At 67.1% G+C, this 13,907-nt stretch carries 11 protein-coding genes; 6 read left to right on the forward strand and 5 right to left on the reverse strand.

Translation table 11 applies throughout. The features are described from left to right. Window positions 1–105 precede the first annotated feature (105 nt). Genes pdeM through CAL19_RS14520 form a run of 5 tightly spaced genes read right to left on the reverse strand, consistent with a single transcriptional unit; the run spans window position 106 to window position 7,904 of the window. The gene (gene pdeM / locus CAL19_RS14500; protein WP_094797138.1) at window positions 106–798 is read right to left on the reverse strand and encodes a ligase-associated DNA damage response endonuclease PdeM; all 693 of its coding nucleotides are present in this window, start codon (window positions 796–798) and stop codon (window positions 106–108) included. Next, window positions 779–3,241: a ligase-associated DNA damage response DEXH box helicase gene (locus tag CAL19_RS14505; RefSeq protein ID WP_094797139.1), complete on the reverse strand. Its 2,463-nt coding sequence runs from the start codon at window positions 3,239–3,241 to the stop codon at window positions 779–781. Before CAL19_RS14505 ends, pdeM begins: the two co-directional genes overlap by 20 nt. Beyond that, window positions 3,238–4,842 carry an ATP-dependent DNA ligase gene (locus CAL19_RS14510; RefSeq protein ID WP_094797140.1) on the reverse strand — a complete coding sequence of 535 codons (1,605 nt, stop codon included), beginning with the start codon at window positions 4,840–4,842 and terminating at the stop codon, window positions 3,238–3,240. Before CAL19_RS14510 ends, CAL19_RS14505 begins: the two co-directional genes overlap by 4 nt. Before the next feature lie 21 nt (window positions 4,843–4,863). Further along, entirely contained in the window at window positions 4,864–5,874 is a 1,011-nt protein-coding gene (locus CAL19_RS14515; RefSeq protein WP_094797141.1) for a ligase-associated DNA damage response exonuclease, read from the reverse strand. After that, entirely contained in the window at window positions 5,871–7,904 is a 2,034-nt protein-coding gene (locus tag CAL19_RS14520) for a helix-turn-helix domain-containing protein (protein WP_094797142.1), read from the reverse strand. The genes CAL19_RS14515 and CAL19_RS14520 overlap by 4 nt, the downstream gene beginning before the upstream one ends. A gap of 148 nt (window positions 7,905–8,052) precedes the next feature. On the opposite strand from CAL19_RS14520, the gene CAL19_RS14525 reads away from it, so the two are divergent. Genes CAL19_RS14525 through CAL19_RS14550 form a run of 6 tightly spaced genes read left to right on the forward strand, consistent with a single transcriptional unit; the run spans window position 8,053 to window position 13,890 of the window. Continuing rightward, the gene (locus tag CAL19_RS14525; protein WP_432759166.1) at window positions 8,053–8,850 is read left to right on the forward strand and encodes an SDR family oxidoreductase; all 798 of its coding nucleotides are present in this window, start codon (window positions 8,053–8,055) and stop codon (window positions 8,848–8,850) included. A gap of 57 nt (window positions 8,851–8,907) precedes the next feature. Further along, window positions 8,908–10,149: a branched-chain amino acid ABC transporter substrate-binding protein gene (locus tag CAL19_RS14530; RefSeq protein ID WP_026638716.1), complete on the forward strand. Its 1,242-nt coding sequence runs from the start codon at window positions 8,908–8,910 to the stop codon at window positions 10,147–10,149. A 10-nt stretch (window positions 10,150–10,159) separates the two neighbouring features. Continuing rightward, complete coding sequence (locus CAL19_RS14535; RefSeq protein WP_026638717.1) at window positions 10,160–11,101, forward strand: branched-chain amino acid ABC transporter permease; 942 nt, start codon at window positions 10,160–10,162, stop codon at window positions 11,099–11,101. A 34-nt stretch (window positions 11,102–11,135) separates the two neighbouring features. Further along, window positions 11,136–12,422, forward strand: coding sequence for a branched-chain amino acid ABC transporter permease (locus CAL19_RS14540; protein WP_026638718.1), 1,287 nt, complete (start codon window positions 11,136–11,138; stop codon window positions 12,420–12,422). After that, window positions 12,419–13,174, forward strand: a complete 756-nt coding sequence (locus CAL19_RS14545) for an ABC transporter ATP-binding protein (RefSeq protein ID WP_026638719.1) — start codon at window positions 12,419–12,421, stop codon at window positions 13,172–13,174. Before CAL19_RS14540 ends, CAL19_RS14545 begins: the two co-directional genes overlap by 4 nt. Then, the gene (locus CAL19_RS14550) at window positions 13,171–13,890 is read left to right on the forward strand and encodes an ABC transporter ATP-binding protein (protein WP_026638720.1); all 720 of its coding nucleotides are present in this window, start codon (window positions 13,171–13,173) and stop codon (window positions 13,888–13,890) included. The genes CAL19_RS14545 and CAL19_RS14550 overlap by 4 nt, the downstream gene beginning before the upstream one ends. Window positions 13,891–13,907: the final 17 nt, after the last annotated feature.

The raw sequence follows: 13,907 nt of genomic DNA on the forward strand, positions 1-13,907 counted from the left end.
AACATCATCCTTTGCGCAGCAATTCTATTTTCGAATATGAGAATTCTCGAAAAAGGGAATAGTCGTCGCAACGCCGCGAATGGTCAAGATTGTTTTACTGAGGGTTTACCCGCGCGTGCCGCGCTGTCTGTGCGCGCCCGGCCTTCCGTTCAGGGCCAGCGCGGCGCCTTCCACGCACGCCACCAGGCCTTCGCCGGCCGCCGCTTCCACCACGACCCCCCCGGTGAACGCCGAGAACGCGGGCAGCACTGTCATGCCCGGCCGCAGCCAGAAGGCGGGCCAGCGGCGCGGCACGCCGGGCACCCTGGCCTGGGGATGCAAGTGGCCCGCGATCACATGGCGTCCGGCGGCGTCCGGCGCCGGCAGATGGCGAAACAGAAATGGCCCGTCGACGTGTTCATGTCCCAACTGATATACGCGCATCGCGGCCTGCGCCAGCGCGCGGTCGTGATTGCCGGTCAGCGCGGCGACCTCCAGGGCCGCATAGCGCTGCCGCCAGTGCAGCCAGGCGTCGCGCCATGCGGCCTGGCCCGCCGGCCCGTGCAACACATCGCCCACGATCCACAGCGCGCGGGCATCCGTCAGCGCAATCAGGTCGTCCAGGCGGCGCAGGTCGTCATGGGTGGCGCCGCGCGGCACGGCAATGCCCGCCTGCCTGAATACGTGGCTCTTGCCCAGATGCAGGTCGGCAATGACCAGCCGCTGCCGGGCAGGCCAGAACAAGGCACGCTCGCCCAGCAGCAGCATCGTTTCCCCCGCCAGCTCCAGCCGCAAGGCGTCATCCCACGACAGCGGCATAGCGCTTCTCCAGTTGCGCGGCGGCGCGCTTGACGCGCGCCTGCCAGGTTTCGGTGCTGAGCTGGCCGCGCAGGCTTTCGGTCCAGAGCGGAAAGGACAGCGGCGTCAATGCGCGGGGCTTGCACAGCGCCAAAGTCCGTGCGGCGCAATCGTGCAGGGCCGCCTTCAGCCGGGGCGCTTCCAGCTGCAGCTCGAAAACCTCGCGCTCGGCTTGCGCCAGCAACAGGTGGTCCGGGTCGTAGCGCCGCAGCACGTCGTACAACAACCCGCTGGACGCCTGTACCTGGCGCAACGATCGCGCGGCGCGCCCCGGCAGGGATGGGGTCAGTAGCCCCGCGACGCGGGCAATCTCGCGGAACTGCCGGCGCGCCAGTTCGCCCAGGTTGACGCCGTCGCGCAGATCGGCCTCCATGTTTTGGGGGCCAAGCAGCTGCCTCAGCAGAGCGTCGTCCAGAGCGGCGGGCTCGGCCAGAGTCAACATCAGGCCGTAGTCGTTTACGGTGTACGAAATGGTGTTGGGCTGCAGCCTGCCCCATCTCAACGCCATCATGGCGGCGAGCCCTTCGTGCACGGCGCGCCCCGCGAACGGATAGACGAACACATGCATGCCGCGCCGCGTGGCGATTTGTTCGGCCACCAGGCGTCCCGGCGCCGGCAGCGCGCTGGCACTGCGCTGAATGCGCAGCAGCGGCTCTGCGGCGCGCATTTCGCGATGCGGACCCGGGTCGGCATACAGCGCTTCGACCTGCTGCGCCAACTGCGTAGACAACGGCATGCGCCCGCCCAGCCAGGTGGCCACCGGCCCGTTGCCGCCACGCGCCTTGCGCACGTAAGCCGTCATGCCTTCCAGCCGCGCCAGCTGCAGGGTGCGGCCGGCGAACTGGAAGTGGTCGCCCGGCCGCAGCCGCGCAAGAAACGACTCTTCTACCGAACCCAGCGCGCCGCCGCGCAGATACTTGACCGCCACCGCGCCATCAGACGTAATCGTGCCTATGGACAGGCGATGCCGAAAACCAATGCGCCTGTCGTGCACGCGGTATCGGCCATCGTCATCGCGTTCCACACGGCGAAACTCCGGGTAATTGCCCAGCGCCCGGCCGCCCTGCACGATGAAATCCAATACGGCCTGCCAGGTCGCGCGGTCCAGCGCGGCGTAGGCATGCGTGCCGGCCACTTCGCGATACAGCTCATCCGCATCGAAACCGCCGCCCAGGGCCAGGGTGACGGCGTGCTGGGCCAGCACGTCCAGGCTGCCGCGTGGCGGCGGGCGGGATTCAATGCGCCCGCCTTCAATCGCCTGGCGCGCAGCCGCATATTCCACCAGTTCCAGCGCCTGCGCCGGGACGCAGATGACGTGGCCGGATTCGCCCGGGCGGTGGCGCGCGCGGCCGGCCCGCTGCAACAGGCGGGCGACCCCCTTGGGGCTGCCTATCTGCATGACCTGGTCCACCGCCGGAAAATCCACCCCCAGGTCCAGGCTCGATGTGGCCACCACGCACCGCACCGTGCCCGCGCGCAGCCCCTGCTCCGCTGCGGCGCGCAGCCGCGGGTCCAGCGATCCGTGATGCAGCGCCAGCGTGGCCGGGTCTTCGGGCCATATCGATTCCAGCGCGCGATGCCACAATTCGGCTTGCGCACGGGTATTGGTGAACAGCAACGTCGCGCGCACCCGGAACAGCCGCTTGTACACATGAACCAACTGCGACAGGCCCAGGTGGCCCGCCCAGGGCAAGGCGCGGCCGCTTTCGGGCAGCAAGGTCGATATGCGGATCCGTCGCGGCCGCGCGCCGGCCACCAGTGCACTGTGCGGCAGATGCGGCAGCAGCACCGCCCGCGCTTCATCCAGATTGCCCAGGGTGGCCGACAGCCCCCAGATGCGCGCCTGCGGCGACAGGCGGCGCAGCCGCGCCAGGCACAGCTGCAGCAGCACGCCGCGCTTGTTGCCCAACAGTTCGTGCCATTCGTCCACCACCACGCATTGCAGGCGGGCAAAGCCAGGGGCGGTATCCGCATACGACAACAGCAGCGCAAGAGACTCCGGCGTGATGACCAGCACATCGGCCTTGCCTTGGCGTGCCAGCCGCTTGTCGCGCGCCGAGGCATCGCCGGTGCGCAAGGCCACCGTCCAGCCCAGGCCCAGTTGCCCGGCGACTTCCCCCAGTGCGCGCGCCGTGTCCACCGCCAGCGCACGCAGCGGCGTCACCCACAGTATCCGGGGACCGGCCTGCCTGGCGGACTGCGGACCACCATCTTGCAAGCCCTGCAGCAGGGGGCCTCCAAAAGCGGCCAATGTCTTGCCGCTGCCGGTAGGGGTATGCAGCAGGCCCGATTCGCCCGCCAGGTAGCGGCGCCACGTTTCGCGCTGGAACGGCGCCGGCTTCCAGCCTCGCGCCTTGAGCCAGGCCGCCAGGGGCGCGTCCCAGCCGCGCGGCCCGCCGCTCATCTGGCCAGCGCCCGCAAGGTTTCCAACTGGTCCGCCTGCTCGGCCGGCTTATCGCGCCGCCACCGCAGGATGCGCGGAAACCGCAAGGCCACGCCCGACTTGTGGCGCCGGGACACCGCCACCCCTTCGAATCCCAGCTCGAACACCTGTACCGGCTCGACCGAACGCACCGGCCCGAAGCGCTCGACAGTATGGGCGCGCAGCCAGCGGTCCAGTTCCAGTATTTCTTTATCGTCCAGGCCAGAATAGGCCTTGGCCACGGGCGTGAGCGCGCCGTCCTGCCACAGGCCGAAGGTGTAGTCGGTGTACAGCGTGCTGCGCCGTCCGTGGCCGGCCTGGGCATACATCAGCACGGCGTCGATGGTCAGCGGGTCCACCTTCCATTTCCACCAGTCGCCGCGCCTGCGGCCGCTCTGGTACGGCGAGTCGGCGCGCTTGAGCATGAAGCCCTCCACCCCCCGCTGGCGGGATTCCTCGCGCAGGTTGGCGGCCGTCTGCCAATCCGGCGCCTGCACCAACGGCGACAGGCACAGGCGCGGGTCCGGATGGCGCTGCAGCAGGGCCTGCAGGCGGCGCCGGCGTTCAACCATGGGCAGATCGCGCAGGTCGGCTCCGTCCAGTTCCAGCAGGTCGTACGCCAGCATGCGCACCGGCGCCTCGGCCAGCCAGCGCGGGCCGGGCTTGAGCCGCTGGATGCGCGTCTGCAGGGCAGCGAACGGCATGGGCAAGTCATCGCCCTCTTGCCACGCCAGCAATTCGCCGTCCAGCACGCAATCGATGTCCAGGGCCTGCGCCGCGGCCTCGACTTCAGGGAAACGCCCGTCCAGGCGCTCTTCGCCGCGCGACCACAGCGCCACCTCGCCGTGACGCCGGATCAGTTGCACGCGTATGCCGTCCCATTTCCATTCGACCAGCCAGTCGGCGACCGGGCCCAGGCCGGCCGGGTCGCCTTCCAGCGGCGACGCAAGAAAAAACGGATAAGGCTGCTGCCGGTCGCCCGGCAGTTCTTCCGCGCAGAGCAGATCGCGCAAGAACGCCGGGCTGGGCGTCCAGGCGCCGAGCATACGCTGGGCGATACGCGCGATGGGCACACCCGACAGCTCGGCCAGCGCCTGCTGCACCATGCGCTGCGACACCCCCACGCGCAACGCGCCCGTCAGCAGCTTGTTGAACACCAGCCGCTCGTCAAAGGGCAGCCCCTGCCATGCATCCATGACGACCGCGCGGCGCCGGGACTCGTCCTGGTTGGCCACAGGCAGCAGCACCTCTTCTATCCAGTCCGCCAGGCCACGTTCTGGCGCGGGCCGGGCGGGATCGGGCATCAGCAATGCCAGCGTCTCGGCCAGGTCGCCGACCTGGGCGTAGCTGGCATCGACCAGCCAGGCGGGTGTATCGGACACGTCGGCCACCCATGCGCGCAGCTCGCCCGTGCGCGCAATCGTGCGGCGCGCGCTGCTGATCTTGCCGCCGGCCAGCAGATACAGCGCCCATGCGGCGTCGCGAGGAGGCGCATCGCGAAAGTACGCCACCAATGCCGCGCGCCGGTCCAGAACCGCGGTGCTTCGGTCGAGTTCCTGGAATAAGGCCGCGAATCGCTTCATGCCGGAATCCGCCCGCGTGGACTAATCATCTTCGCCATACTGCGTGGCCAGGGTTTCACTGGCGATGCCCGCTGCACGCAGCGTGCGCACAAGCGCCTCGGTATCGCCGTGCGTGGCGATGACGCGCCGCGCGCCGGTCTGGCGTATGGTCTGCAGCAGCGCGGGCCAGTCGGCGTGGTCTGACACGACAAAGCCTCGGTCCATGTTGCGGCGGCGCCGGTTCCCGCGCAACCGCATCCATCCCGATGCGTAGCCGTGCTGCGCCTTGCGAAATCGGCGCAGCCACGCGCTGCCCGCGGCCGAGGGCGGCGCCAGCACCAGCTCGCCGGCGAACCGGCTGCCCGCAGCTGCGCCGCGCGCGGGGCTGTCGCTGTCTATCACCGGCAGGGTGTCGGCCATTTCTATCCCCGCGCGCCTGTAGACATCGACACCCGCCGCGATCGCGCCGTGCAGAAACACCGGACGATCCAGCCAAGGTTTCAGTTCGGCCAGCAGCCGCTGGGCCTTGCCCAGGGCATAGCAGTACAGCACGGCCGTCTCGCCACGCGCCGCGCAATGATCTCGCCATTGCACGATGTCGCGCGCCACATCGGCCGCCTCGGGCCAGCGATATATGGGAAGGCCGAAAGTGGACTCGGTGATGAACGTGTCGCAGGGCACGACCTCGAAGGGCCGGCACGTCGGATCGTGCTGACGCTTGTAGTCGCCGGACACCACCCAGACCTCGCCTTCGGCCTCGATGCGAACCTGAGCCGACCCCAGAACGTGGCCGGCCGGATGCAGCGACACGCGCGCGCTTCCCAATTCGAACGGCTCGCCATACGCATGCACCCGGTAGGCCTGCTCGCCCAGCCGCCATTGCAGGATGGGCAGGCCGTCGGCCGTCGTGTGGTAGCAGCCCATGCCCACGCGGGCATGATCGCCATGGCCATGCGTCAGCACCGCCGTGGCCACCGGCCGCCAGGGATCGATATAAAACTGCCCGGCCGGGCAGTACAAGCCCTCCGGACGCAGCTGCACGATGTCGGTCATGTCGGTCTCCGCGCGGCGTTGGGCGGCGACTGCCCCCCTACACCCAGGCTCCAAAGGCGCAGCGCCATGTGGATCTCCAGGGCCCGGCCGGTGTCGGCCACATTGCCGATCAGATCTTCGGCGCTGGCCAGCCGCTGCCGCATGGTGTTCACATGGATACCCAGGCGCGCGGCGGTAACCGTCGCGTTCTGATTGTGATCGAAGTACGCCAGCAGCGTAGACGCAAGTTCCGTGCCGCGCCGCCGGTCGTATTCCAGCAGGGCGCCGATGGAGGCCTCCAGAAAAACGCCCACGCTGGCACTGTCCTGCGTTTCGAACAGCACCGAGTACAGCGCCATTTCGTTCTGGCCCGCAATGCGGCCATTCATTCCGAGGCGCCCCACGACCGACAGTGCGCGCCGGAGCGAGGTATAGAGCGACGGCATCTCTGCCGTGCTGTGCAGTGGACGCGAGATCACGCCCCGATAGGCGCTGCCCAGTTCCCGTCGCGCAAATGCGTTGAACGAGTCCCTCAAGTGTGCCGCGTGGTCGGCGCCGCACACGAAGGCCACCACGCCGTCCACGGCGTCGAGCACCAGTCCCGGCCATGCGTACGCGGCGCGCACGCGGCGCGCCACATAAGCAGGATCGTTCTCGGCAGCCTCGACCAGCATCAGCACCATAGGGCCATCGACATCCAGCCCGTGGCGCTCGGCGCGGTCACGCGTCAGGGCCGGCTCGCCCTGGCGCGGCGACAGAATCGATTGCAGCAACGCGGACACATCGCGGCTCTTGCTGGCTTCCTGGCGCTCCTGGGACAGCAGCACAATGCCCACCACACTGGAACTTCGCTCGAAGGTGCGTATCGAGATGTCGCGCAGCGGCTCACGCCGGAACAGCAGCACCGATCCCAGCATGCCGCCGCCGCCCATCACCGCGATGGCCCGGCAGTATTCCCCCTGGCTCTCATAGGCCGGCGTAGAGCGGCCCGCCCTCCGGCTTTCGTTGAGCGCTTGCGTCAGCGCCGCGCTGTGCGGACCATAGGGTTCGTATGCCATCGCGGCCTCGCCCGCGCAGCCGGGCGCCTGCGCTCGTGCCAGTACATGGTGGCCTTCGTCCAGCACCAGGATGTCAGCTTGCAGCAATTGCGCAATGGCGTGGCATAACTCGCCCAGCGATGCCCCCTTGGCCAGCAGCAACGTCAGCCGCTCATGCGCCTCGACGGCGCTTTGCACGTCGCGTGCATGCTGTTCGAGTTCAGCGCGCGCGCGGTCGGCCTTGTCCAGCGCCGATTGGGCATCGGCGAATGCCTTGGCGTTGTTGATCGCCACTGCGGCGTGCGTAGCCAGCGTGCACAGAATGGATATGTTCAGCGCGGTGTGCGTACGGTGATAGCGATCCGCAACAAACAACAGCCCGATGACGTTGTCTTCCCAGATCAGTGGCGCGCCCACCAGCGCGGACACGCCTTCATTGCGAAAAATATCATCCAGCTCGGCATCGTGGATAAACCGATTGTCGTGCAGGTAATCGGCGGTAGAGAACGGCAGGCGTGTCGTCATCACGATGCCCGCGACACCGCGCTCGCGCTGCGCCGTCATGCGCCCCGTGCGTTCTCCGATGGCCCCTTCGGACACCACCACTTTGAATTCGCGCTCTTGCGCATCGTAGATCGTCAACCAGCACAAATGCGCGCGCAGTAGGTCGCGGGCGCGGGTCACGATGGCCTTGAGCAGTTCCGGCACGTCGAGCCGGCTGGCCAAGTCTTGCGCCGACTTGATCACGGCCATCATCCCGCGCTCGCGCTGTTCGTGCTGTTCCAGGCGGCCGCGCACCGCCAGCGCCATGCGCCCCAGCTCGACCAGCCCGGTCTTGTGCGGCAGTTCGTCCGGCAGCGCATCCAGCAAGGTCAGCCGGGCGGTGAACTCGTCCGCGGGCGCATCGCGATGCAGCAGCGCGACAAGCTCGGCGGCCACGGCATGCAAGCCCGGCGCTGGCGCACCGGACGCGGAACCGGCGCGCGCGCCGCGTGCGGAAGATGTCTTGGGCATAGGCAGATCCAGAAAACGCTGGCGGCTCCGGCGAGCCCGCATGCATGGGAACATCATATCAACGCCCCCTTTCCTATGTGTGAATTACACATGGTCACACCGCTGCGCCTCGACGACACTCATCGCATATCGTCAACAGGATATGCGCGTGCATCACAGCCTACTCGACACTCTGCGCCCGCCCACCGGCCTGCGCGTTCTGATCTCCGCCGGCGCGACAGGCATTGGCGCCTCCATGGCGCGCGCCTTCCATGACGCCGGCGCCCGCATCCACCTTTGCGATATCGACGGCGCCGGCCTGGACCGCCTGGGCGCCGAGTTGCCCGGCATAACCACCACCCTGGCCGACGCCGCCCTCGCCAGGGATGTAGAGGCCGTGTTCGACGACATCGCCAATACGCTGGGCGGCCTGGACGTACTGGTCAACAACGTCGGCATTGCGGGGCCCACCGGGCCCATCGAGGCTCTGGGGCACGCCGACTGGGAGCGCACGGTGGCCGTCAACTTGAACAGCCACTTTTACTTCGCGCGCCGGGCGGTGCCGCTTTTGAAAGCTTCACCGCACAGCCCCTGCATGATCGCCATGAGCTCCGTCGCGGGCCGGCTGGGCTACCCGCTGCGCACACCTTACGCGTCCACCAAGTGGGCGGTCGTGGGCATGATGAAGTCGCTGGCCATCGAACTGGGGCCCCATGGGGTACGCGCCAACGCCATCCTGCCCGGCACGGTCGAAGGCGAGCGCATGCGCGGCGTCATCGCCGCGCGCGCGGCCGCCAGTGGCCGTTCCGAGAAGGCGATGCGCGAGGAGTATCTGCGCAAGATCTCGCTGCGCCGCATGGTGACGGCGGACGACATCTCGGCCACCGCCCTGTTTCTTTGTTCGCCCGCGGCGCGCAATATCACCGGCCAGGCCATCAGCGTAGACGGCAACATGGAATATCTGTAACCCGCCCGGGCCCCGACCGGCCGGCAATGTCGAACCACAAACAACAGGAGACAAACCATGCACCCACTTGAACGATCGGCCATTGCCGCCGCGCTGGCGTGCTGCTGCGCCCTGCCCGCGGGCGCGGCCCCCGTCAAGATCGGCCTCGTCGAAACCCTGTCGGGGCCTCAAGCCTCGTCGGGTCAGGCTTATCGGACGGCCGTGCGCTATGTAGTCGACGAGATCAATGCCGCTGGCGGCTGGAACGGCGAACCGGTGCAGCTGCTCGAGTACGACAACCAGGGTGGCCCGGCCGGCGCGGCCGACAAGCTTCGCGCTGCCGCCGCCGATGGCGTGCAGATTGTGGTGCAGGGCGCGTCGTCGGCCATTGGCGGCCAGATCACCGAGGACATACGCAAGCACAATCTGCGCAATCCCGGCAAGGAGATGGTCTACATCAACATGGGGGCCGAGGCGTTGGAGCTCACCGGCACGAAGTGCAATTTCTATCACTTCCGTTTTGCCGGCAATGCCCAGGTGCGCACCAAGGCCCTGGTGGCCGGCATGAAAAAGGCTGACGCACTGGGAGACAAGGTGTACGCCATCAACCAGAACTATTCCTGGGGCCAGGATATGCAGCAGGCCATTATCGACAACCAGGACAACGGCGGCTACCAAGTGGTGGAAAAAACGCTGCATGACGTCAACCGCATCCAGGACTTCGCGCCCTACGTGGCGAAGATCACCGCCTCGGGCGCCGACACCGTCATTACCGGCAACTGGTCCAACGATCTGCTGCTGCTGATGAAGGCGTCGCGGTCCGCGGGCCTGAAGGCGCGCTTTGGCACCGTCTACCTGGACCAGCCGGGCAACCTGGCCAACGCCGGCGACACTGCGGTGGGCCACTTCGTCGTGCATACGTTCAACGCTCAGGCTGGCGGGCCCGACGCCCAGGCCTTCGTCAAGGACTACCAGGCCAAGACCGGCCATATGCCGGTGTTCATCGAGCCACAAACGGTGTTCGGCATGAAGATGGTGGCCGACGCACTGAAGCGTACGCCAGCCAAGGACGGCAAGCTGGATGTCGATGACCTGGCGCTCGCCCTGGAAACCGCCCGAATCCCGACCCCCATGGGACAAATGAGCATGCGCGCCTCCGATCACCAGGCGCAGCTGCCGATGGTGGTCTCCACGGTGTCGCCCGACGCGCGCAACAAGGTCGACGGCACCGGGCTGGGCTTCACGCCGGTGCTATTGATCGATGCCGACGCAGCCTCCACGCCGGCCCAACCCAGCTGCCAGATGAAGCGTCCCAGCTAGGCCCGGCGCCATGGAACAAATAATCTATTCCCTGTTGAACGGCGTTATCTACGGGCTGCTTTTGTTCATGGTGTCCGCAGGGCTGACGCTGATCTTCGGCATGATGGGTGTGCTGAACTTCGCGCACGCGTCGTTCTATATGCTGGGCGCCTACTTCGCCTACACCTTGCAGGGAGCCATGGGTTTCTGGCCTGCGGTTGCCGCCGCGCCGCTGCTGGTGGGGCTGATAGGCATCGTAGTCGAGCGCTACTTCTTGCGACGGGTGCACCGCCACGGCCACGCCCACGAGCTGCTGCTGACTTTCGGGCTGTCGTTCATCATCGCCGAGACCGTCAAGCTGTTCTATGGCAACTACCCCGTCGACTACCGCGTACCCGCCTCGCTCGACTTCGCGGCATTCAGCATCGGCGTAACGCAGTACCCCGCGTACCGCCTGCTGATGGGCGGAATCGCCATCGCGATGTTCGTGCTCATCTACCTGCTGCTCACGCGCACCCGTGTCGGCATCGTGGTGCGCTCGGCGATCCACCGCCCCAACATGGCCGAGGCGCTGGGGCATAACGTACCGCTGGTCTTCATGGGCGTGTTCGGCACCGGCGCCGCGCTGGCCGGACTGGCTGGCGCCGTGGCCGGCGCCTTCTACACCACCAACCCCAACATGGCGCTCGAACTTGGCGTAATCGTGTTCGTAGTGGTGGTCGTAGGCGGGCTGGGTTCGCTGGTGGGGGCAATGCTCGCTTCCCTGTTGATCGGCGTCATCACCTCGCTTGCGGTAGCGGTCGACCGCAGCCTTGCCGACGCACTGGTCTGGTTCGGCGCCGGTGACTGGGCGCGCGACATGGGCGGGCTGATGACGCTCAACCTTTCCAGCCTGGCCGCCACGTTGCCGTTCGCGCTGATGCTCCTGGTGTTGCTGGTGCGGCCCGGCGGCCTCATGGGCGAAAAAGGATGACGGGCGCCGCCCGACACGCTGAGCCACTGACACCATGAACAGAACCTCCCTCGCTTACTGCCTGGCTGGCGCCGCCTTGCTGGCGGTCCTGCCGCTGCTGCTCACCCAGGGGCTGCTCAACGCGGCCATCCAGATGCTCATCGCCGCGCTGTTCGCCAGCGCATACAACCTGCTTTGCGGCCAGGCCGGCATGCTGTCGTTCGGCCACGCAGCCTACTTCGGCGTGGGCGCGTTCGCCACCGTGCACGCCATGAATGCGTTGGACGGCGCGGGCTTGCTGCCTACGCCGCTGATGCCGCTGGCGGGAGCGCTGGCTGGCCTGTTGTTCGGCGCCGTAGCGGGCTGGTTTGCCACGCAGCGCACCGGAACCTATTTCGCGATGATCACGCTGGCCATCGCAGAACTCGTCCATTCACTTGCGCCGCACCTCAAGGGCGTGTTCGGAGGCGAGGCCGGCATTTCCACGATGCGCATGCCCGCCTGGGGGTTCGACTTCGGCTCGACCATCCAGGTTTACTACCTGACCCTGGCCTGGGTACTTGCCGGCATGGCGTTGCTGTACCTGTACACACGCACGCCGCTGGGCAGGTTGACCGTGGGCCTGCGCGAGAACAGCCACCGCCTCAGGTTCCTGGGCTACAACGTACACGGCCTGGGCACTTCCGCCTTCGCGGTGTCTGCCATGTTCTCCGGCATGGCGGGGGGCCTGCAGGTCCTGTCCAACGAATCCGCCAACTATGTGGTGTTCGACGCGTCGCTGTCGGCCGCCGCCGTGCTCAACACCTACATCGGCGGCGTGCAGGTCTTTCTCGGCCCCGCACTGGGCGCGGCGCTGATGACGTTCTTCGGGTATGCCGTCTCCGACCTGACGCGGTCGTGGCTGCTGTACCAGGGCATTCTGTTCGTGCTCGTCATGATGTACATGCCCGGCGGACTGGCCGGCCTGGCCGCCACAACGCGGCGCCTGCGCGAACAGCACCGCCTCGCAAAGCTGGCCCCGGCTTGCGCTCAGGCGCTTGGCTGCGTGGCGTTGGCAGGCGCGGGGCTTGTGTTCACCATAGAGCTGCTGCAGCGCCTGTTCTCGCAAGAGTATCGGGCGCGAATCCCCATGGATTCCGCACAGGCGTGGCCGGCAGTGACCCTGTTCGAGCACATGTGGCTGCCGGGCGCCGCCTCGACATGGGCCCTGCCGCTTGCCGCGCTGGGCGCCGGGGCGATGCTTTTCGTACTGTGCCGCCGCCGGCTGGCCAGGCTCGCCGGGCGCAACACCGCCAGTCTCCCCGCGCATCCGACAGCGGGCCATACGCAGGAGGCCGCATGACGACACCTATTCTTGCCATAGAACGCTTGTACAAATCGTTCGGCGCCACCGACATTATCCGGGGCGTGGACCTGCAGGTCCGCGACGGCGAACGCCATGCCCTGATAGGTCCGAACGGCGCGGGAAAATCGACCCTGTTTCACCTCGTGTCGGGCCAGCTTGCGCCCAGCTCGGGGGCGATACGCTTCGAAGGCAGCGACATCGAAGGCCTGTCGCCGCAGGCCATCAACCGGCGGGGCCTGGCGCGATCATTCCAGATCACCAATCTGTTTCCGCGCCTGAGCACATTCGAGAACGTGCGGCTGGCGGTCATGCGCGCCCATGGCCTGCAGTATGCCTTCTGGAAGTTCATCGACCGGGACGCCCGCATCCGCGAAGATACCGAGAAGCTGCTTGAACTGGTGCGCCTGGCTCCCCGGGCGCACATACTGGCCGGAGAAATGGCGTATTCGGAACAGCGCTCGCTCGAAATCGCCATGACACTGGCGTCGAATCCCCGGCTGATACTGCTAGATGAACCCATGGCGGGCATGTCTCATGACGAAACCCAATACACCGCCCAATTGATACGCGAGATCGCGGGCGGCCGCACGCTGATGATCGTCGAGCACGACATGGACGTCGTGTTTTCGCTCGCCGACCGCATCAGCGTGCTGGTTTACGGCCAAGTTATCGCCACCGGAAGCCCGGACGAAATTCGCGCCCATGCCGGCGTACGCGAGGCCTACCTGGGCGACGAGGCACACGCATGAGCCGCGCCGCCGACCTGCTCTGCATCGAAAACCTGCACGCCCACTATGGCAAGAGCCATGTCCTGCACGGAGTGGATCTGCATGTGCGGTCCAACGAAGTCGTCAGCCTGGTGGGCCGCAACGGCGCGGGACGCTCCACCACCCTGAAAGCCATTATGGGCCTGGTGCCACCGAGCTCAGGCCGCGTAAGGCTGCGCGGCCGCGACCTGGCCGGCGCCCGCCCTTACACCATCTGCCGAGCGGGCATCGCCTACGTGCCAGAGGAGCGCGAGGTTTTCGCCAACCTCACGGTCGAGGAAAACCTGCGCATGGGCGAACAACCGGCCGTATCCGGCGCGCCCCGCTGGGCCGCCGAACAAATGTACGACTATTTCCCGCGCCTGAAAGAACGGCGCAACACCAAGGCCGGCAGCCTGTCCGGCGGCGAACAGCAAATGCTGACGATCTGCCGGTCCCTGCTGGGCAATCCGCTGGTCATGCTGATCGACGAACCCACCGAGGGCCTGGCCCCGCGCGTGGTGGCCCAAGTCGGTGAATGTATCCGCGACATGCACCGCAAAGGCGTTTCGGTCGTCCTGGTGGAACAGAAACTCACGATCGCATTGCGCGTGTCCACGCGCGTATGCGTCATGGGTCACGGGCGCATCGTTTTCGAGGGCAGCCCCCGTGAATTGGCAGACAACCCCACGCTGGTCTCGCAATGGCTGGCCGTCTGATCGGCAATCGCCCGCCT

The sequence above is a fragment of the Bordetella genomosp. 7 genome, from assembly GCF_002261265.1.
Classification (GTDB): domain Bacteria; phylum Pseudomonadota; class Gammaproteobacteria; order Burkholderiales; family Burkholderiaceae_B; genus Bordetella_A.